The organism is Leucogemmata humicola, from assembly GCF_055379415.1.
In genome coordinates, this window is record NZ_AP040875.1 from 89,398 (window position 1) to 110,573 (window position 21,176).

Below are 21,176 nucleotides of genomic sequence, written 5' to 3' on the forward strand. Positions count from 1 at the left end.
AGAACTCAGTTGAGCGCTTTGCGGTACTTCTCGATATCGGAGCGACGCGAGTCGAGCAGCTTGCGCTCGTCGCCGCCGAAGACCTGAATGGGCGAGCCGCCGTGCGCTTCGATGCTCCAGTGCAAAACACGCTCGCGCGCCATGGCGTACTCTCTGGCGGACATGCCGCTCGCAGCAACGCCGGCGCTTTGTGCGCCGCTTTCGGATTCGCGAATCTGCGAATCGAGCTTCGTCGAGCGATCGCGCAATGCTTCTTGCTCGGCGAGCCAAGCCGGCTTTGGTGCGAGTGCGCCGCAGGTTTTGACGGCAACGGTGGAGTCACCCTTGGGATCGATGCCCTGTGCCTTCGCGAGGTCCAGCATGAGAACTCGCATGCCGGCCGTGTCGCCTTTTGCCTGGAGCGCTGCAGACTTCTGCCCCAACTCCATGGCCGCTTTGGACATCTTGGCCTGAGCGGCGGGGTCATTCATCATCTTTTGCTGGAAGGCCAGCTGCGCGGCTTCGCTGCGCGCGTGAATGACGCTGTCCTGGCAGACCTCGGCCTTTCGCTTCGCGGTGTCGTACGCCTCCCGTTCCTTCTCGTGGCCTGACGACGACTTGGCCCAATCGGCGTCGAGACGTTGACGTTCGCTGCGGAGTTGGTCGGCCTGGCTGAGCTTGGCTTGCGCAGCGGCGAGTCCGCGAATCACCGCGTCGAGCGACGCTTCGGTAAGCTCGGGGCCAAAGTTGGCGGACGGCTTGAGGCGGCTGTTGTCGACAACCTTGCTCTCAGCCTTGGCCGCCGCAGCGTCCTTGGCCTTTCGAACGAGTCCGCCGATCTGGGCGGAGGCGGCGTTGGGTGCGACGGCGAGCAGTACGGCGCAGGCGACGACGGATGAGATGCGCATGGTCCTGGATCGGTTGGTGTCTAGCGTTGCGATTGGGTCGAGAACGAGTTGCTGGATACTAGATACGGGAGCCCGCTTACTGGCCGCTTAACGCGCCGCTTGCATAGCGGCACGACGGCGTACAACCTCAGGTGTGCCGCGTGACGCGGTCCTTCTCTCTTGGTCCCAAATGACTCAGGCTCTCACTGTGCGCGACGCGCGGGCGGACGACGCCGAAGCGCTCGCCAGACTTTGTTCGCAGCTTGGATATCCAACCACCTCGAGCGCGATGCCGGCGCGCGTCGCCCGAATTGGCGACGACCCGAATGCGCGCGCCCTCGTGGCCGCCCAGGGTGACGACGTCATCGGCCTGGCGACGATTCATCTCCGGTTCACGATGAATCACGAAGCACCGATCGCGCAACTCACCTTACTGGTGGTCGACGAAGCAAGCCGGGCGCATGGCGTTGGGCGGGCGCTCGTCGAAACTGCCGAGGCGTGGGCGCAGGAGCGTGGGAGTCACCGCATCAACGTGACGACGGCACTCAGTCGCGCTGGGGCGCACGCGTTTTACGAAAAACTTTCGTACGCACACACCGGTCGCCGATACGGCAAGGACTTTCCGTCTCCATGAATCGAGTCAGCATAGAACCAATGACAGGTCGTATTCGCCGCGGAGCGATTGGCATCGCGACATTGGCCGCGACCGTCGGCGCCGCGCTGACGATTGCAGCAGCAGCGCCGCGACTGGCCGCTCCAACGTACGAGGTCTACGCGATTCGATACGCGACGGTCCCATCGTTCAAAGTGTCGGGGCTGATCGCTGGCGCGGATACGAGCCGGCGGCTCGACATCGCGATGATGGTGTGGTTGCTCAAGGGACCCGACGGCCGCAACGTGCTCGTCGATGCTGGATTTCACCGCGGAGATCTCGTTACGCGTTGGAAGCCCGAGCAGTTCCTGCCGCCGAGCGAGGCGGTCGCAAAGTTTGGTGTGAAGCCGGAGGATGTGACCGATGTGATCATCTCGCACATCCACTGGGATCACGCCGACGGAATCGATCTCTTCCCCAAGGCGCGCGTGTGGTTGCAGCGCGATGAATTCAATTACTACCTCGATTCGTCTGGAACGGCGAAGAATCGAACGATCGATGCGGCCGATGCGAAAATTCTCGCCGACATCGCGCGTCAGGGGCGCGTCATGCTCGTCGACGGCGACGCGAAGGAGATCATCCCTGGAATTACCGTGTACACCGGCGGCAAGCACACCTTCGCGTCGCAGTTTGCGGGCGTGAACACGACGTCGGGAACTGTCGTCATCGCGTCCGACAACATGTATCTGTACGAGAACCTCGCGCGCCACGTGCCAATCGCGCAGACACTCGACGCCGAGTCGAACCTGCGTGCGCAGGCGCGAATGGTGACGTTGGCTGCCGATCCGCGACTCATCGTTCCCGGGCACGATCCCGAAGTCTTCGTGCGCTTTCCGTCGCCGGGTAACGGCGTCGTGCGAATTCGCTGACGACGACCCACGCACTCGAACTCAATGCAGCCGCGCATCCAAGAAGTACTCGATCACATTGCCAGTGCGAGACAGGAGCTCCGCGCTGCCGTCGACTCTGTGCCGGCAGCCCAGCGTGAGACCAAGCCGTCAGCGAACGAATGGTCCGTCGCGGAAGTCGTTGAGCACATCGCGCTGATCGACGCTGCGATCGCAGGACTGCTGAAGAAGAAGATCGCGGAAGGGCGTGCGGCTGGGATTGGCGCTGAGACGGATACCGCGCCGGTCGTGAACAAGCGACACATCGAGAAGGTTCGCGACCGTTCGACGCGACTCGTCAGCGGCGCGGGAACGAATCCCACGTCGTCGCTCTCTGCCGATGAAGCGTGGCAGACGGCCGAGCGCGAGCGTGAGGCGTTGCGTCAGGTCATCATCGATGCGGATGGCTTGGCACTCGCCGAAGTGTCAGCGCCGCATCGCGTATTCGGACCCTTGAACGGGTACGAGTGGATCGCGTTCATCGGGAGCCACGAGCTACGCCACGCCGCGCAGATTCGGGAGGTTGGGGCCAGCCTCGGCGAGCGCGGCGTGTGACGCGTTTGTGCCGGCACTCAGATTGAAAGCGGTGCTCAGCAGCGCGACATGCGAGAATGCTTGCGGGAAGTTGCCAACCTGACGCTTGAGTTGTGGGTCGTACTCTTCGGAGAGGAGCCCAACATCGTTGCGCAGCGTCAGGAGGCGTTCGAAGAGACGTCGTGCTTCGTCATGTCGTCCCGATAGCGCGTAGTTGTCGGCAAGCCAGAAGCTACACGCGAGAAAGGCACCTTCACCCTCCGGCAGTCCGTCGTCAGTCGCGGCGGTGTCGTAGCGAAGAACGAAGCCATCGACGACGAGATTCTTTTCGATGGCCGCGATGGTTCCCTGAACGCGTGGATCGTCAATCGGAAGAAAACCGACGAGCGGAATGATCAAACCGCCCGCATCGATGAGCGATGAACCGTACGCCTGGACGAACGACTCCAGCTCGTGATTGTAGGCCTGATCACACACCTCGGCGTGGATCTGATCGCGTATATCACGCCAGTGATCGACGGGCCCTTCGAGTCCGAACTGCTCGACGCTCTTGACCGCGCGATCCATCGCGACCCACGCCATCACCTTCGAATGCGTGAAATGCTGCGGTCGTCCGCGTGTCTCCCAAATTCCCTGATCCGGCTCATGCCAGATCTTCTCGAGTTGGGTGATGAGCGCCTGTTCGAGATTCCACGCGTCGGCGCTCGCCGCAATCCCGCCCACGCGAGCCTGATGGAGGGCGTCGAGCACTTCGCCGAAGACGTCGAGCTGCAACTGCTCGTGCGCGGCATTCCCGACGCGCACCGGTTTAGAGTTCTCATAACCAGCGAGCCACGGCAGCTCCCATTCTCGCAAGTACCGTTCGCCGCTCAAGCCGTACATGATTTGAACCTGATCCGGACTTCCCGCGGCGGCGCGCAGGAGCCAATCGCGCCACGCCGACGCTTCGTGAAAATATCCGGCGTTCATCAGCGCGAGGAGCGTGAGCGTCGCGTCGCGCAGCCAACAGAAGCGGTAGTCCCAATTGCGCACGCCCCCAACTTGTTCCGGCAACGATGTCGTTGGCGCGGCAACAATTCCACCGGTCGGACGAAAGGTGAGCGCCTTGAGGACGATCACCGAGCGGATCACCGCGTCGCGCCATTCGCCACGGTAGGTGCACCGGCTGGCCCACTCAGTCCAACGTCGGTCCGTTTCCGCGAGGGCACCGTGCGGCTCGGCTGACGACGGCGCTTCAAGGTGGGATGGTCCCCACGTCATCACGAACGACACGCGCTCGCCTTCGGTTACCGTGAACGTTCCGATCGTGGTGAGATCGACGCCTTCGAGCTCGACGTCCGACTGGAGAATGATCAGATCCGGACCGGCAGTCGCGCAGATGCGACCGTCGCCTGTGCGACGCACCCACGGCACGATCGCACCATAGTCGAAGCGCAGAACAATCTCCGTTTTCATCTCGACTGTGCCTCGCAGTCCGGTGACGATGCGAACGAGATTCGATCGATCGTCGTGCATTGGCATGAAGTCGGTGATCAGTACGGAACCTCGATCAGTCTCGAAGGTGGTCTCGAGAATCAGCGTGTCGCCGCGGTACCGGCGCGAGTTTCTCGCCTTAGCATCGGTCGGTGCCAGGCTCCAATAGCCGTTCTCTGGACCGCCGATTAGCGCGGCGAAGCACGCACCCGAATCGAAGCGCGGCCAGCAGAGCCATTCGATCGACCCGTCACGTGAGACCAGGGCGGCGGATTCACAGTCGCCGATGAGCGCGTAGTCTTCGATTCGTGAGGGCATTGATCCGGGTTATCGAGTACGCTCGGTGGCGGCGATACCTAGCTGAGCTGTCAACGCGCGCATCTTACGCGTAGAATTTTCCCACTACGCAGAATTCACACCGACCTTGTTCGAGCCGGCGGCGTCGAAATGCGATACGTTGAAGCGGTGAGTGACGAAACCGACACCAGGATTCACGTCATCGTCGTGATGGGTGTGGCCGGCGCCGGCAAGACGACGGTCGGCCAGGCGCTCGCCGACGCGTTGTGTTGGACGTTCTACGAAGGCGACGACTTTCATTCGGCGGCGAGCATCGAGAAGATGCACGCCGGACATCCGCTGACCGACGACGACAGGGGTCCTTGGCTCGCGACGTTGAACGGCATCGTCGCCGACGTCATGCGGCGAGATACCCACGCAGTTCTCGCCTGCTCGGCGCTCAAGGAGCGGTATCGCGAGGCAATCATTCCGAACGGGATCGGACCGGACGCCGTTCGCTATGTCTACCTCGACGTCGCCCCGGATGTGTTGCGCGAACGACTGCGTGAACGCACACACTTCTTTCCGCCCGAGTTGCTCGACAGCCAGCTGACGACACTCGAGAAGCCGCGGGACGCAGCGTGGGTCGACGGTGCACGGCCGGTCAGCGAGATCGTCCGCGCGGTCCGCGATGCGTTGAGGGTGTGAGCGGCCGTGGGCACCTCGAAGAGACCAACACGCCGTTCGCCAACAAAAGCAAAGTTCTTCCGAACTCCGGCTGCGTTTCACGCCTGGCTCGAGAAACATCACGCAACCGAGACGGAGTTGCTGGTCGGGTTCTACAAAAAGGGGTCGGGCAAACCGAGTATCACGTATCCGGAAGCGCTCGACGAAGTGCTGATCGTGGGTTGGATCGACGGCATCCGTCGCGGTGTAGATGAGGAGAGCTACACGATTCGTTTTACGCCGAGGAAGCCGCGCAGCATCTGGAGCAAGGTGAACATCAAGCGCGTCAACGAACTCACGGAAGCAGGTCGCATGCGGCCGGGCGGACTCGCTGCCTTCGCGAAACGCGACGAGAAGCGATCCGCCATCTACTCATATGAGCGAGAGACGGCTTCGCTCGACGGTGACGCGCTTGCGGCGCTGAAGGCTGCTGGCAAGGCGTGGTCGTTTTACGACGCGCAGGCACCCTGGTACAAGCGCACGACCGCGCACTGGGTTACGAGTGCGAAGAAGGCGGAAACTCGCGAGCGGCGACTCGCCACGCTCATCGAATGTTCGCGGAAGGGCGAGCGAATTCCTCCGCTCGCCAACTGATACGCGCACACGTTTCCGTAAGCGATTTAGGATCTGGGCTTTAGGGTTTAGTCTACCCTAGACGAACTCGGGCTTTCCGCGGATGAAAGCGTTCTGAAAGGGAAACGCATCGTTTCGAGCGGCGTATAAAGTCTTGTTGCCGCTGGCACGAGGCTCTCTCATACTTCTAGCCTTGCCTGCACGCCTACCCCTCGGTGGTGCCTTCTCTATGACGAAACGCTTTCTGCCGTTTGCTCTGTCCCTGTCCCTTGCCGTTCCGGCGGTCGCGCAAAACGCGAAGCCAACGGCCTCGGCTGCGCCTATTCCGTTGACGGCCACACTGCCCGTCGATTCGAAGGTGAAGATCGGGACACTGCCGAACGGCATTCGGTACTACATACGCAAGAACCTCAAACCCGAAAAGCGCGCCGAGTTACGACTCGTCGTGAACGCGGGTTCGGTGCTCGAGACCGACAACCAGCTCGGCCTCGCACACTTCGTTGAACACACCGCGTTCAATGGAACGACACACTTCGCTAAGAACGATTTGGTGAAGTACCTCCAGTCCATTGGTGTACGGTTCGGCGCAGACCTAAACGCCTACACCGGGTTCGACGAGACGGTGTACATCCTCCCCGTTCCCACGGACACCGCTCGCATCGTCGAGCAGGCATTCACGATTCTCGAAGACTGGGCGCACGGCCAGGTCTTCGACTCGACCGAGGTCACCAACGAGCGCGGCGTGGTGCGCGAAGAGTGGCGGCTCGGCAAAGGCGCCGGCGACCGTATGCTGCATCAGTGGCTGCCGATCGCGCTCAAGGGTTCGATCTACGCCGAGCGTCTGCCGATCGGCAACGAGCCGAGCATCATGTCGGCTACTCCGGAGCGCCTTAGGTCATTCTACAAGAACTGGTATCGCCCCGACCTGCAGGCCGTTATCGCTGTTGGCGACTTCGATCCGGCGGTGATCGAAGCGCAGATCAAAAAGCACTTCGGCAGCATTCCGAAGCCGGTGAATCCTCCGGCGCGTCCGGTCGCAACGGTGCCAACGAACAAAGCACCGCTGATCGCGATCGGGCACGACAAGGAAGCGACGAACTCGGACGTCGAGCTGATGTTCAAGCTTCCCGTCGAAAAGACTCGCACGGTGGCTGACTACCGGCGCGATCTCACCGAGCGTCTGTACCTCTCGATGCTGAATACGCGACTCGCCGAAATCTCGCAGAAGCCAGACGCGCCCTTTCTTGGCGCTGGTGCGTCGAAGGGAAGCTTCATTGGCCGATCGACTGACGCGTTCACACTCGGAGCAGGCGTGAAAGATGGCGGCATCGATCGTGGCCTCGAGGCGCTGCTCGTCGAGGCGAAGCGTGTCGACCAGTTCGGATTTCTGCAGCCGGAGCTCGATCGCCAGAAGGAAAGCGTGATTCGTGGTTACGAGCGGGCGTACGCCGAGCGCGACAAGACGCAGTCGTCGGGGTTCGTACAGGAGTACATCAACAACTACCTGACTGGCGAAGCGATTCCCGGCATCGAGTACGAGTACAAGCTCGTGAAGCAGCTCGTTCCGACAATCACGCTTGCTGATGTCAACAAGCTTGCGAGCAATTGGATCACCGATGACAATCGCGTGATCATCGCGCAGTCGCCAGAAAAGGACGGCGTGAAAATTCCGACGCAGGCAGAGTTGCTTGCGGTGTTCGAGCGAGCCGGCAAGGCACCGGTGGCCGCGTACACCGAGAACCTCTCGACCGAAGCGCTGCTGGCCAACGTTCGTCCCGCCGGAAAGATCACGAGCGGCCGATCGATTCCGGCGGTGAACGTGACTGAGTGGACGCTGTCGAATGGCGCCCGCGTGCTGGTGAAGCCGACGGACTACAAGGCTGATGAAGTGCTGTTCGGTGCGTACAGTCCGGGCGGATCGTCGTTGTCGTCCGATGCTGACTACATGTCGGCGAGCCTCGCGTCGCAGATCGTTGCGCGCGGCGGACTCGGACAGTTCAACCTTATCGACCTGCAAAAGAAGCTGACGGGCAAAGTGGCGTCGGCCAGCGCAACGATCGGAGAGACCACGGAAGGTCTGAGTGGTCGCGCATCGCCGAAGGACATCGAGACGATGTTCCAGTTGATCTACCTCGACTTCACCGCGCCGCGGCTCGATCTGCCAGCCTTCGAGGCGCTGAAGAATCAGGTCGCACCATATCTCGCGAATCGCGGCGTCGATCCAGATGAGGTGTTCTCGGACACCGTCAGCGTGACGATGTCGCAGCACAATTTCCGATCACGTCCGCTCACGGCGGCAACGTTCGCCGAGGTGAGTCCGGAAAAGGCTTTCGCCTTCTATAAAGATCGCTTCTCCGACGCGAGTGATTTTACCTTCGTCTTCGTCGGCAACATCGACACGACGTCGCTCAAGCCGCTCGTCGAGAAGTATCTCGCGTCGCTTCCATCGACCAATCGGAAAGAGGCGTTCAAGGATAACGGCGGTACGGCGCCCAAGGGCGTTGTGGAACGAGTCGTACACAAGGGCGTGGAGCCCAAGGCGAACACGATCATCGACTTCACCGGCTCCTGTGTGTACGCACCAGAAACGCGGTTTGCCATGCGCGCGATGATCGAACTGTTCCAGATCAAGCTGAATGAATCGCTGCGCGAGCAGCTCGGCGGCGTATACAGTCCGAGCGCGAGCGGCGGCTGCAGCCGAGTGCCGCGACAGGAGTACTCGATCGAAGTACAGTTCAATTCTGCGCCGGAAAACGTGGAGAAGCTCTCGAAGAGCGTCTTCGCGCTGATCGATTCGCTCAAGACGCAGGGCCCGACGCAGGCCGACGTCAACAAAGTGAAGGAAGAGCTGACGCGCGCCCACGAGGTGGAAGTCAAGCAAAACAACTTCTGGCTTGGCAACATCATGGGACGTACGCAGTCGGGCGAGGACATTACGGGTTTGCTTGGCGCCTATGACGCGATGATCAAGAACCTGACGCCTGCGCTGATCCAAGAGGCGGCGAAGAAGTATTTCGACACGACCAACTACGCGCGGTTCGTGCTGCTACCGGAGAACGGAAAGACCACGCCGTAGCTTCGGCCGGGGAATGACCTAACAAGCCGGGCGCCCGATGACTGGGCGCCCGGCTTTTTTGCTTCCATTGCTCAATTTCTTGGCATGGCTAGCCGTCAGACGCGATTTCTTACAAGAGGCGTTTTGCCTTTTGCCGAGTTTGCGGCGAGACTTTCGGTACCTCCCGCACTGCCGATTCCCCGCCGCAGCGAGTCTTCCATGCGATTGCTCCGCACCCTCCCTCTTGTCCTCAGTCTGACCGCATCCGTCGCGCTTGCGCAGCGTGGCGCTGGCGGTGGTCCGCGCGACCCAATGCAGGAAGGGTTGCCGCTCAAGCCCACGCGTACGATGACCACGACGACGCGCGTCGGGCACTGGATGTCAGTCGACGTAAGCCACGATGGCCAGACGCTCGTCTTCGACCTCCTCGGCGACATCTATACGATGCCGATCGCTGGTGGAAAGGCGACGGCGATCACGCGCGGCATGGCCTTCGACGCGCAGCCTCGCTTCTCGCCCGACGGCAAGAAGGTGGTGTTCGTCAGCGATCGCGATGGCGGCTACAACCTGTACGTCATGTCCGTCGACAAGCGAGACACCGTCCAGCTCACGACAGGCAAGACGAACCGATACTACTCGCCGACGTTTACGCCCGACGGCAAGTACGTCATCGCGACGAAGGGCACCCGACTTTTTATCTATGACATCGAAGGCGGAACGGGCGAAGAGCTCGTGCGCCCGGATGCCGCCGCGCCAGCGGCTGGTGGACGCGGCGGTGCAGGAGCGGCAGACGCCCTTCGACAAATGGGGGCAGCATTTGGCGGAGATCCGCGGTACGTGTGGTTTGCGCAACGTCGCGGCGGCTTCATGTACAACACGCCGCTGCAGGACTACACGCTCGCCGTGTATGACCGCGAATCCGGTCAGACGACGACGCGCGAGTCGCGCTGGGGCTCGGCGTTCCGGCCCGTCCTGTCGCCCGACAATAAGTGGCTCGTGTACGGCACCCGCTACATCGACGAGACGCGTCTGCGCATTCGCGATCTGAAAACGGGCGAAGAGAAGTGGCTCGTCTATCCAATCCAGCGCGACGATCAGGAATCGGCGGCGTCGCTCGACGTGCTGCCAGGGATGGCATTCACGCCGGACTCCAAGTGGGTCATCACCACCTGGGACGGCAAGCTGTGGAAGGTGCCGGTGCCGGGCGGAAAGCCGGTCGAGATTCCGTTCGAGGCGGACGTCGTGCAGCCGATGGGTCCCGCGGTTCGCTTCGACTACGCGATTCCAGATTCATCGACGTTCGTGATCAAGCAGATCCGCGACGCAACGCCGTCACCGGACGGTCGTAAGCTCGCGTTCGTCGCGCTCGATCGCTTGTACACGATGGACTATCCGAACGGCACGCCGCGTCGCGTGACCAACTCAACTCTCGGTGAGTACGAACCATCGTGGAGTGCAGACGGTCAGTGGCTTACGTACTCGACGTGGGATGGTGCTGACGGTGGGCACGTCTACAAGACTCGCGCTGATGGCTCGGGTCAGCCGCAGAAACTCACGACGACGTCGTCATACTGGCAGCATCCAACCTTCTCGCCGAGCGGAACGCGCATTGTCGCGGTTCGCGGTCCGGCGCGTGCGTTCAATCTCGCGCTCGCGCAAGGAACGCCGAACGGCACCGAAGATGTCGTGTGGTTTCCGGCAAGCGGCGGTGACGCCGTGTTCATCGCGCCGGCTGGTGGAATGGATCAGCCACAATTCTCGACGCGCGATACGTCGCGCATCTTCGGATTCAGCGCAGCTCGTGGCCTGTTCTCCATGCGCTGGGACGGTACTGATGTTCGTTCGCTGCTTCGCGTCGCTGAGGGCGGTGGTCGTGGCGGCGGCGGTGGCGGTAACATCACGGGCGTCCTGATCTCGCCCGACGGTTCGCAGGCGCTAGCGCAGTCGTCGTCGATGGATCTGTACACGATGTCGATTCCGTGGCTCGGCGGAGCGGCACCGCAGATCACCGTTGGCGAAACGTCGACGTTCCCGAATCACAAGCTCACGGACATTGGCGCTCAGTTCCCGGTGTGGAGTGTGGATGGCAAGCACGTGCACTGGTCGATCGGCAACGCGCACGTCGTGTACGATCTCGCCGCGTCGCGCGCGTTCGATGATTCGGTTCGCCGAGCGACGCGTGGCGATTCAACGGCTGGTCGCGGCGGCCGTGGCCGGGCGAATGGTCCACAGTATCATCCGAACGAAACGCGAATTCGCATCACGGCAACGCGCGACATTCCGAAGAGCGTGTCAGTGCTGCGCGGTGCGCGCGTGATCACGATGAAGGGCGCCGAGGTGATCGAGAACGCCGACATCGTGGTGACGGACAATCGTATCACGGCGATCGGCAAGCGCGGCAGCGTGAAGATTCCCAGCGGCGCGCACGCGATCGACGTTGCGGGCAAGACGATCATGCCGGGCTTTGTCGACACGCATGCGCATTTGCGCGTGGCGTCGAACATTCACCGCGATGTGCAGTGGAGCTACGCGGCGAATCTCGCGTACGGCGTGACGACGGCGCGCGATCCACAGACGGGTCAGACTGACGTGCTCTCGTACGAAGACGAAGTGCGGGCCGGCAACGTGCTTGGGCCACGCATCTATTCGACCGGCCCCGGTGTGTTCTCGTACTCCGGTGTTCGCGATCTCGAGACCGCGCGCAAAGTGCTCAAGCGTTACAGCGACTATTACGACACGAAGACGATCAAGCAGTACGAGGCGGGAAATCGTGAGGTTCGTCAGTGGATCATTCAGGCGGCGAATGAGCTCAAGCTCATGCCGACGACTGAAGGTGGTCTCGACTATCCAATGAACATCACCGAGGCGATCGACGGATATAGTGGTCATGAACACACTATTCCGACGTATCCGCTGCAGTCGGACGTGATCAAGCTGCTCGTGGAGTCTGGAATCAGTTATACGCCGACGCTGCTCGTTGCGTACGGCGGCCCATGGTCGGAGAACTATTGGTACGAGCACGAAGAGCCGTTCAAGGAAGACAAGCTCAAGCGCTTCACGCCGTGGAACGATCTCGATGCAAAGCTGTTCCGTCGTGGCGGAACCAACAACCCGGCACCAAACGGCGGCCAGGCGGGTTGGTTCGCCGACAATCAGTATGTCATGAAGGTTGTTGGCGAAGACATGAAGAACTTCGTCGCGGCAGGCGGTCGTGCAGGTATTGGATCACACGGCCAGCTGCAGGGCCTTGGGTATCACTGGGAGATGTGGTCGGTCGCAATGGGTGGCATGACACCGCACGACGTGTTGCGCGTCGCCACGATCATTGGCGCGGATGCGCTCGGGCTGGCCAAGGAAGTCGGGTCGCTCGAGAATGGAAAACAGGCCGACCTCGTGGTGCTCGACAAGAATCCTCTCGAGAACATTCGTAACACGAAATCGATCAAGTACGTGATGAAGAATGGTCGTCTGTACGACGGTAGCACGCTCGATGAAGTGTGGCCGCGCCAGAAGAAGGCGGGTCCGTTCTATTGGCAGGAAGCCGAAGGCGGCACGCCTGTGAAGGCAAACAACAACGAGACTCCGTGAGCCGATCATGTTGAAGCGCGCGATCATCATTGCAGTCTGCGCGGCAGGCGGGCTCGCCGCGCAGCAGGTGCCCGAAAAGGAATTCGCTGCTCGTCGCGACTCACTCGCAAAGCGAATCGATAGCGGAGTCGTCGTCGCATTCGGTGGACGCACGCCGATCACCGACTTCGGGCCGTTCCATCAGCTTCCGGCGTTTCACTATCTCACGAACTTCGACGAGCCGGATGCGGCGTTCGTGATGGTCGTGCACAAGGGCGTGCCGACGTCGACACTGTTTGTAACTCCCGCCGATCCACGTCGTGCCTTCTACTACGGTTGGCGGCCCGACTCGGCGGCAGTTCGCAAAGACCACAACGTGAATGGACGGTCGTTCGGGGCGTTGGGCGCATTTGTGGACTCTGTGCTGCAGACGAAGCTGCCGCTGTACACGCTCGACGACTTCGAAGACGCGGATTTTGCGCGCGTCGATTCACTGACGCGCGGCAAAGTATTCGCGAAGGCCGTTGCAGCGAAGCACGCGGGTCTGGTCGTGAAAGACGCGCACGGTATGGTCGATCAGTTGCGTGCGAGGAAGAGCTCCACGGAAATCGCGCTGTTGCGAAAGGCGGCGGAGATCAGCTCAGAAGGCCATCGAGCAGCGATGCTCGCGCCGTTGCCGCAGCATGAGTACGAGTTGCAGGCTGCACTCGAATACACGTTCATGAAGCTGGGCGGACAGCGGCCGGCGTACGGGTCGATCGTCGGCTCGGGCCAGAACGGAACGCAACTGCACTACATGAAGGATCGCGGCGCGACGAAGCCGGGCGATGTCGTCGTGATCGACGCGGCGACGGAGTACGAGGGCTACGCCGCGGACATCACGCGCACGCTGCCAATCAGCGGGACGTTCACGCCTGAGCAGAAGAAGATCTACCAACTGGTGCGCGATGCGCAGGCGGCGGCGGAGCGTAACTCGAAGCCCGGCAAGCTCGCGTCGGCGGCGCAGGACTCATCCGTCGCAGTGCGTGCGAAAGGATTGGCGGCACTTGGACTCGTCGAGAGCGAAGACGCGTCGTTCGATCCACCCTGGCAGGCGAACTGTGAACGTCAGCCGGCATCGTGCAAGCAGGCGATGTTCTGGATGATTCACGGCATCAGTCACGGGCTCGGGCTCGCGGTGCACGACCCGGCGCAGTTCTCGTACGGCGATCGCACGTACAAGCCGGGCGACGTGTTCACAATCGAGCCAGGGATCTATGTGAGCGCCCGGATGCTTGATGCGCTCCCGGACACTCCGAAGAATCGCGCGTTCATTGCGAAGGTGAAGCCGATCGTCGCGAAGTACGAGAACACCGGCGTTCGCATCGAGGACGATTATCTGATCACGGAAACGGGCCTCGAACGCCTCAGCACCGCGCCGCGCGAAATTCCGGAGATCGAAGCGCTGATGAAGAAGCGGGCGAGGGTGGTGCCGTAACGAGAGGTCTCAGGTCCCTGGTCCCTGGTCTCTGGGAAAGATGTCGAACGGCGACAACGATCGGTCAGCGGCGACGGGGAGTTCGTTCCGTCGCCGCCTTCTCGACGAGACGGCGCAGCTCCTTGATCGGTTCCGGGTTGTCGTCGACCTGAAGACGAAGCACAGTATCGTTGTGCAGCCAAACGCCGGCGTCCTTCTTCACGATTACCATCGCGGCTGACTGTTGGCCGCGATGGTCGCCGCCAGCGAGTTGGCCGCCTTCTAGTGCAGCCAGTAGTCGGAAAGACAAGTGTCCCGGCGTGCGCTCGAAGAATGCGACCATGCTGTCGACGACGGCTGGATGCGCAAGCGTGTTTCCCTGGGCAGTGCACTTGGCGTTCGGCGCCGTGCAGAATTTGTGGCTCGCGGAGTCGGGCGCCTTGGGGCCGGTGTAGGCGAAGACGTTGCCCTTGGCGTCGATGACCGCGAACTGACGACCCTCCTTCGGCCAATCCTTTCGAGCATCCGGGTCGCGCGCCCACACTTCCTTGACGATCTGCTCAGGTGTGTGGCCCTGTTTCAACAGTTCAATCGCCTGGGGTCCGTAGCTCACGTCGACGACCGCCTGCGTCGCCGCGGCGCCGACACCGGCTTCGGCCCACAGCACGCCGTTGCCAACGGAGAACACGCGTGACTGCACCGCTCCGCCGATTTCGCCGGTCTGTGGATCGTAGCCGAGAATGGAGAAGGTGCCAGTTTCCCACGGAGGCGCAGCCGATGTCGTGTCGCCGTTCGCCGCGGCACGTGTCCGTGCGAGAAGTGCGGAGCCGACGAGCAGGAAGCACGTGGTGAAAGCGATTGTTCGACGCATGGATCTCGATCAGGGAATGGAACGTGGCTGTGAGTCGGGGCGACGGAAATTGACGTCCAACGCTTGCAGTCGATCGAAGTGCGGCGCGAGCCGCGCCGAGAAGTCGGCGAAATTCTTCCGGTCCTTGGGCGTCCACAGCACTTCGGCGAGCGCGGCGACGCGAGGAAAGGCCATGTACTCGACGCCTTTGGGCCCTTCGATGTATTCCGTCCACACCTGTCCCTGAGTGCCGAGGATGTGCTTGACGAACGCGGGCTCGAGGTTGGCGGGAATGGGTTCGTAGGCGTACGTGGTATCGAGCGGCAAGAAACCACCGATCGCGAGCGGCTCGGACTGCGTGTTTCGAGTTTGATAGTGGTCGAAGTATGTGTGGCTTCCCGGCGTCATGACAACGTCGTGCCCGGCACGTGCCGCGGCGATTCCACCTTCGGTTCCGCGCCACGACATCACAACGGCGTTCGGCGCCAAGCCGCCTTCGAGAATCTCGTCCCAGCCGACCATGCGTCGCCCCTTGGACGTGATGAACGCATCCATCTTGGTGATGAACCAGCTCTGGAGTTCATCCTCGGTCTTGAGACCGAGCTCTTTCATGCGGGCTTGAGCACGCGGACTCGCTTTCCATTGCGGCTTAATCGCTTCATCGCCGCCAACGTGAATGAACTCACCGGGAAAGAGGGACATCACTTCCGTCAATACGTCCTGCATGAACGCAATCGTGGTGTCGGACGGGTTGAGGATATATGGACTCACACCCCAGGAGCCCCACGCGCTCACGGTGTCGCCGAAGTTGCCGAGCCACGGGTACGCGGCAATCGCCGCCTGCGAATGGCCGGGCATCTCGATTTCCGGAACGATGCGAACGAATCGTTCTCGCGCATAGGCAACGATTTCACGGACGTCGTCCTGTGAGTAGAAACCGCCGTGCGGCTTTTTGTCGTACACCCACGTCGACGAGTCGCCGCCCACATGTCCCACGAGCGTCTGCTTGCGCCAGGCTCCGACCTCTGTGAGACGCGGATACTTCTTGATCTCTATTCGCCAACCCTGGTCATCGGTGAGATGCCAGTGGAAGGAATTCATTTTGTGCAGCGCCAGGAGGTCGATGTACTTCTTCACGAACTCCTTTGGCATGAAGTGCCGCGACACGTCGAGGTGCATGCCGCGCCAGGAGAAACGCGGTCGATCGACGATTGCCACGGCAGGAATGGTCCAGTTTTCGTTGGCAACGGTGGCCGATCGGAAGACAGCGGGTGGAAGAAGCTGCCGAATCGTCTGTGTCGCGTAGAACGCGCCCGCCGGAGCCGCGGATGTGATCGTCACGACACCCGGCTTCACGTCAAGTCGATACCCTTCGGCGCCGAGCGTCGTGTCGCGTGGTGCGGTACGACGAAAGACGATGCGATTGCCGGCCGACGTCGGGCTGAATCGCACTGCGAGGTCGAAACCTGTGGCAGGTGCGAGGTCGCGAGCGAGTCGCCGTGCCGCGGCCGAATCGGCGCGTGTGGCAACGATCACGGTTTGTGGGGTGAGGCGAAAGACGCCTGTGCCGCGCGTCATCGACACGGGTCGCGGAATGACCGACGGCTCAGTTGCCGCGTTGGTCTGCCCGCCGAGTGCGACGGTTCGGAGCGCGAGTGCGGCGACACAGGTAAGAACGGTTTTCATGGACAACAACATACGGCTGCGCCACCAACGCGTCACGGCGTGCGCCACACGTAGCGGTCCAGAGCGCGGCACGCCATGTTAATCGTGTCTTTTCCCCACGTGGAATGTCTCAGAATCGACGCTCGTTTCTCGCGACACTCGGTGGTGCGACGCTCGGCCTCGCGTATGGCGGTCAGTCGCTTGGAGCGCTCGTGCCCGCGCTCGAGCGACGGAGCAAGCTGTCGCGCATTGGTATTCAGTTGTACACGGCGCGTCGCCAAGCCCAGACGGATCTTTCGGGTACGCTGACCCAGCTTGCGAAGATCGGCTACAAGGAGATCGAGTTCGCGGGGTACTACAATCATCCCGCGACTGCGGTTCGTGCGATGCTCGATCAGAACGGATTGACGGCGCCGTCGGCGCACATCGCCATCGAAGCAATCGAAACGAATGCCGCTCAGACCTTCACGGACGCCAAGACGGTGGGGCACCAGTGGATTACCGTGCCGTCGCTGCCGCGCGGTCCCAAGGTGACGGCTGAGGATTGGAAGGGCGTGGCCGACCGGTTCAACAAGGCCGCCGCGGCGTGCAAGGCTGCGGGGTTCCGCTTTGCCTTCCACAATCACAACGACATTGTACGTAAGACGGGTGACGTGCTGCCGATCGACATCCTGATGAAGGAGACCGATCCGTCACTCGTGTCGTACGAAATGGACATCTACTGGGCGGTGAATGGCGGCGCCGATCCGCTGGCGCTCGTTGCGGCGTATCCTGGGCGCTTCAAGATGTTTCACGCCAAGGACTCGACGCCTGCGCCGGATCTCAAGATGGCCGACGTCGGCACTGGGATGATCGACTTCAAGACAATCTTTGGACGCACGAAGGGAATCGAGCACTACTTCGTTGAGCGCGACGACGCAACGGATCCGATCGCGTCTGCCGCGGCCAGCTACAAATATCTTTCCAATCTCGAATACTAGTTTTCACATGCCGCAACGCACTGTCTACGACGTCTGTATCGTTGGCTCCGGGGCCGGAGGCGGCATGGCCGCCTACGTGTTGACCAAGGCCGGTGCCCGTGTTGTGATGCTCGAGGCCGGACCGAGCTGGTTCGCGAGTCGCGATTCGAAGATGATGACGCCGAACTGGGCGACGCCGCATCGCGGTGCATCGATTCATGGGCGTCCGTTCGGCGAATTCGACGCGTGCGACGGCGGCTGGGAGATCGACGGTGAGCCGTACACCAAAGCGCCTGGGACGCAGTTCAGTTGGTGGCGCGCCCGCATGCTTGGCGGCCGCACGAATCACTGGGGACGCATCTCGCTGCGCTTTGGTCCGGACGACTTTCGCGGCAAGAGCATCGACGGCCTGGGCGACGATTGGCCGATCGGCTACGACGATGTGAAGCCGTACTACGACAACATCGATCGCTTCATCGGGCTCTACGGATCGAACGAAGGGCTGCGCAATCATCCTGACGGCATCTTCACGCCGCCGCCGAAGCCGCGCTGTCACGAGTTGCTCGTAAAGAAGGCGTCGGACAAACTGAACATCACGTGCATCCCTGCGCGGTTGTCCGTGATCACGAAGCCGCTGCCGGGGCGCCAGGCCTGTCACTACTGCGGCCAGTGCAATCGCGGCTGTCAGGTGAAAGCGAATTTCTCGAGCCCCGACGTGCTCATCGCGCCGGCGCTGCAGACAGGGAAGTTGACGCTGCTGACAAATGCGATGGCGCGCGAGGTCACGATCGGACCGGATGGTCTGGCGACGGGCGTGTCGTACATCGACAAGAACACCGGCGCCGACGAGCATGTGCGCGCCAAGGTCGTGGTGCTCGCGGCGAGCGCGATGGAGACGGCGCGCATTCTCCTCAACTCAAAGTCGAACCAGTTCGCCAACGGACTCGCGAACTCGAGCGGCGTCGTTGGGAAGTATCTCACCGACACGACGGGCGCTGGCGTGTCGGGCCATATCCCGATGATGGAAGACCACATTCCGCACAATCACGACGGTGTTGGCGGAATGCACGTGTACATGCCGTGGTGGCTCGACAACAAGAAGCTCGACTTCCCGCGTGGCTATCACATCGAAGTGTATGGCGGCACGGGACAGCCGGGGTCCGGCTTCGGCGGCGGCATTCAACGTCAGAATGGCGGCGGCTACGGCAAGCAACTCAAGGCCGACTATCGCAAGTACTACGGAGCGTCGATCGGATTCGACGGTCGTGGCGAGATGATTCCGAATGAGGATTCGTACTGCGAGCTTGATCCGAACGTCGTCGATCGGTTCGGCATTCCCGTGCTGCGCTTCCACTGGAAGTTCTCCGACTATGAGATCAATCAGGCGAAGCACATGCAGGAGACTTTCCGCTCGCTGATCGTCGCGATGGGTGGAACTCCGACGTCGCCGATGCCGTCGAAGGAGCGCAACTATGGACTCGCTGACGGCGGAACAATCATTCACGAACTGGGCGGCGCGCGTATGGGCAGTGATCCCAAGACGTCCGTCGTGAATTCGAATTGTCAGGCGCACGACGTGAAGAATCTGTTCGTGAGCGACGGCAGTCCGTTCGTGTCGCAGGCTGACAAGAATCCAACGTGGACGATCCTCGCGCTGTCGTGGCGCACGAGCGACTACATCGCGGAACAGCGAAAGGCGGGAGCACTATGAGCGACGAGGGGAGCGGGAAGACGGAAGGCGGCGTTTCGCGGCGCGAAGCGCTCAAGGTTCTCGGTACGGTTCCAGTCGCCGCCGCACTCGGCGCACCACAAGCGGCCTTTGCAGCGGCCGTGCTTCCTGGAATCGACGCGCAGGCACCTGCTGCGCCGAAGTTCTTCACAGCCCACGAATGGTCGACGGTGCGGATGCTCGTGGACTACATCATTCCGCGTGATGAGCATTCTGGCAGCGCGACGGACGCGAAGGTCCCGGAGTACATGGACTTTCTGCTCGCCGAGAAGGATGCGAACGTCAACACGCAGATTGCGATTCGCGGTGGACTCGGCTGGCTCGATACGGAGTGTCATAAGCGTTTCAACAAGACATTCATTGGCTCCAGCGACGCACAGCGACGTCAGGTGCTCGACGACATCGCCTATCCACAGAAGGCGAAGCCGGGAATGAGTTACGGCGTCACGTTCTTCAATCGCTTTCGCGACATGACCGCATCGGGCTTCTTTTCGAGCGCGATCGGCTGGAAGGATCTTCAATACATTGGCAACGTTGCCAACCCTGGCTACGACGGCTGTCCGCAACCGGCGCTCGACAAGCTCGGCGTCTCCTACGATCTGATGCAAACCCGCGTGAGTCCCGAAGCGAAATGAGCGGCAAGAAGACAACCGAACCATCACAGCGACTTGGCGTCGCCTTCGTCGGCAGCGGCTTCAACGCGCGCTTCCATCTTCAAGCGTTCCGCGCCGTGCGCGACGCCGACGTGCTCGGCGTCTGGAGCCCGAACAAAAAGAACGCGTCGTCGGCCGCCGAGTTGGCGCGCAATCTCGACGTCGGCAATGCTAAGGCGTATTCCTCGATTTCCGACATGGTCGCCGATCCAGCGATCGACGCGATCTGGTTGACCGGTCCGAACCAGGCGCGCATCGAGAACGTCGAAGAGATTGTCCATGCGATCGAGAGCGGGAAGGGAACGCTCAAGGGCATTGCCTGCGAAAAGCCGCTTGCGCGAAACGTTGCTGAAGCAAAGCGCGTTACCGAATTGGTGAAGCGCGTTGGAATTGCGCACGGATATCTCGAGAACCAACTCTTCGCCCCACAGGTCGAGACAGGGCGCGAGTTGCTATGGGCACGTGGCGCAGCGACGACGGGCCGGCCGTATCTGGCGCGCGCCGCCGAGGAGCACAGCGGCCCGCACATGCCGTGGTTCTGGCAGGGCGCGCTGCAAGGCGGCGGTGTACTCAACGACATGATGTGCCACTCGGCGCTCGTCGTTCGGCATTTGCTCACGAAGCCAGGCGCGGCGTCGTCGACCGTTCGCCCAACGCGAATCACGGCGCACATCGCGAGTCTGAAGTGGTCGCGGCCGGAATACGCGAAGCAGCTGTCGAAGACTTTCGGTAAGGAAGTCGACTACACCAAGCGTCCCTCCGAGGATTTCGCGAGCCTCACGATCGAGTTCGAGACGGATGACGGACACACTGTGATCGGCGAGGCCTCGACCTCGTGGAGTTTCGTTGGCGCGGGATTGCGACTCTCGGCCGAGCTGCTGGGGCCGGAGTACTCGATGGCGTGGAACTCCCTGGATAGCGGGTTGAAGCTGTTCTTCTCACGGGCCGTGCGGGGTAAGGCGGGCGAAGATCTCGTCGAGAAGCAGAACGCCGAAATCGGTTTGATGCCGGTCGTCGCCAACGAGGCCGCGGCATACGGCTACGAAGCAGAGGATCGCCACTTCGTTCGCGCGTTCCTGGGCAAAGAGACGCCACGCCTCACGTTCGACGACGGACTCGACGTTGTGAAGATCCTCATGACGGCATACCAGAGCGCCGAGCAGGGGAAAACGCTCGAGTTTCCGCCGCGAGGGTTGGACAAGTTCGTGCCGGCGGTGGCCAAGGGGAGCTGGCAGCCGCGATAGGGTTGCCCCAG

General features: G+C 61.7%; 16 protein-coding genes. 12 read left to right on the forward strand and 4 right to left on the reverse strand.

Translation table 11 applies throughout. The features are described 5' to 3' along the window. Positions 1 to 5 precede the first annotated feature (5 nt). A complete protein-coding gene (locus AC6H4Z_RS00445) occupies positions 6 to 887 on the reverse strand; it encodes a hypothetical protein (RefSeq protein ID WP_497544755.1) in 882 nt (293 codons plus the stop codon). Between the two features lie 169 nt (positions 888 to 1,056). Between AC6H4Z_RS00445 and AC6H4Z_RS00450 the strand changes: the two genes are divergently transcribed. Genes AC6H4Z_RS00450 through AC6H4Z_RS00460 form a run of 3 tightly spaced genes read left to right on the forward strand, consistent with a single transcriptional unit; the run spans position 1,057 to position 2,960 of the window. Continuing rightward, positions 1,057 to 1,500, forward strand: a complete 444-nt coding sequence (locus AC6H4Z_RS00450) for a GNAT family N-acetyltransferase (RefSeq protein ID WP_497544756.1) — start codon at positions 1,057 to 1,059, stop codon at positions 1,498 to 1,500. 20 nt (positions 1,501 to 1,520) lie between these two features. After that, on the forward strand, positions 1,521 to 2,387 hold the full coding sequence (locus AC6H4Z_RS00455) for an N-acyl homoserine lactonase family protein (protein WP_497544757.1): 867 nt from the start codon (positions 1,521 to 1,523) through the stop codon (positions 2,385 to 2,387). 24 nt (positions 2,388 to 2,411) lie between these two features. After that, complete coding sequence (locus AC6H4Z_RS00460) at positions 2,412 to 2,960, forward strand: DinB family protein (protein WP_497544758.1); 549 nt, start codon at positions 2,412 to 2,414, stop codon at positions 2,958 to 2,960. On the opposite strand, the gene AC6H4Z_RS00465 is transcribed toward AC6H4Z_RS00460, so the two are convergent. Beyond that, complete coding sequence (locus tag AC6H4Z_RS00465; RefSeq protein WP_497544759.1) at positions 2,901 to 4,730, reverse strand: glycoside hydrolase family 15 protein; 1,830 nt, start codon at positions 4,728 to 4,730, stop codon at positions 2,901 to 2,903. The genes AC6H4Z_RS00460 and AC6H4Z_RS00465 overlap by 60 nt on opposite strands. A gap of 129 nt (positions 4,731 to 4,859) precedes the next feature. On the opposite strand from AC6H4Z_RS00465, the gene AC6H4Z_RS00470 reads away from it, so the two are divergent. From AC6H4Z_RS00470 to AC6H4Z_RS00490, 5 genes are all read left to right on the forward strand, one after another. Next, complete coding sequence (locus tag AC6H4Z_RS00470; protein WP_497544760.1) at positions 4,860 to 5,396, forward strand: gluconokinase; 537 nt, start codon at positions 4,860 to 4,862, stop codon at positions 5,394 to 5,396. 6 nt (positions 5,397 to 5,402) lie between these two features. After that, the gene (locus AC6H4Z_RS00475; protein WP_497544761.1) at positions 5,403 to 6,008 is read left to right on the forward strand and encodes a YdeI/OmpD-associated family protein; all 606 of its coding nucleotides are present in this window, start codon (positions 5,403 to 5,405) and stop codon (positions 6,006 to 6,008) included. A gap of 208 nt (positions 6,009 to 6,216) precedes the next feature. After that, the gene (locus tag AC6H4Z_RS00480; RefSeq protein WP_497544762.1) at positions 6,217 to 9,063 is read left to right on the forward strand and encodes a M16 family metallopeptidase; all 2,847 of its coding nucleotides are present in this window, start codon (positions 6,217 to 6,219) and stop codon (positions 9,061 to 9,063) included. A gap of 198 nt (positions 9,064 to 9,261) precedes the next feature. Continuing rightward, positions 9,262 to 12,630, forward strand: coding sequence for an amidohydrolase family protein (locus AC6H4Z_RS00485; protein WP_497544763.1), 3,369 nt, complete (start codon positions 9,262 to 9,264; stop codon positions 12,628 to 12,630). 7 nt (positions 12,631 to 12,637) lie between these two features. Then, positions 12,638 to 14,086 (forward strand): aminopeptidase P family protein, encoded by a 1,449-nt coding sequence (locus AC6H4Z_RS00490; protein WP_497544764.1) that lies wholly within the window; start codon positions 12,638 to 12,640, stop codon positions 14,084 to 14,086. Positions 14,087 to 14,150: 64 nt separating this feature from the next. On the opposite strand, the gene AC6H4Z_RS00495 is transcribed toward AC6H4Z_RS00490, so the two are convergent. Beyond that, the gene (locus tag AC6H4Z_RS00495; RefSeq protein ID WP_497544765.1) at positions 14,151 to 14,936 is read right to left on the reverse strand and encodes a DUF1028 domain-containing protein; all 786 of its coding nucleotides are present in this window, start codon (positions 14,934 to 14,936) and stop codon (positions 14,151 to 14,153) included. 9 nt (positions 14,937 to 14,945) lie between these two features. Then, positions 14,946 to 16,601 (reverse strand): beta-N-acetylhexosaminidase, encoded by a 1,656-nt coding sequence (locus AC6H4Z_RS00500; protein WP_497544766.1) that lies wholly within the window; start codon positions 16,599 to 16,601, stop codon positions 14,946 to 14,948. Positions 16,602 to 16,705: 104 nt separating this feature from the next. On the opposite strand from AC6H4Z_RS00500, the gene AC6H4Z_RS00505 reads away from it, so the two are divergent. From AC6H4Z_RS00505 to AC6H4Z_RS00520, 4 genes are read left to right on the forward strand one after another with little or no spacing between them, the layout of a single operon-like run. Continuing rightward, a complete protein-coding gene (locus AC6H4Z_RS00505) occupies positions 16,706 to 17,560 on the forward strand; it encodes a sugar phosphate isomerase/epimerase family protein (RefSeq protein WP_497544767.1) in 855 nt (284 codons plus the stop codon). 7 nt (positions 17,561 to 17,567) lie between these two features. Continuing rightward, complete coding sequence (locus AC6H4Z_RS00510; protein WP_497544768.1) at positions 17,568 to 19,250, forward strand: GMC family oxidoreductase; 1,683 nt, start codon at positions 17,568 to 17,570, stop codon at positions 19,248 to 19,250. Beyond that, positions 19,247 to 19,903, forward strand: a complete 657-nt coding sequence (locus tag AC6H4Z_RS00515; RefSeq protein WP_497544769.1) for a gluconate 2-dehydrogenase subunit 3 family protein — start codon at positions 19,247 to 19,249, stop codon at positions 19,901 to 19,903. The genes AC6H4Z_RS00510 and AC6H4Z_RS00515 overlap by 4 nt, the downstream gene beginning before the upstream one ends. Then, a complete protein-coding gene (locus AC6H4Z_RS00520; RefSeq protein ID WP_497544770.1) occupies positions 19,900 to 21,165 on the forward strand; it encodes a Gfo/Idh/MocA family protein in 1,266 nt (421 codons plus the stop codon). The genes AC6H4Z_RS00515 and AC6H4Z_RS00520 overlap by 4 nt, the downstream gene beginning before the upstream one ends. Positions 21,166 to 21,176 lie beyond the last annotated feature (11 nt).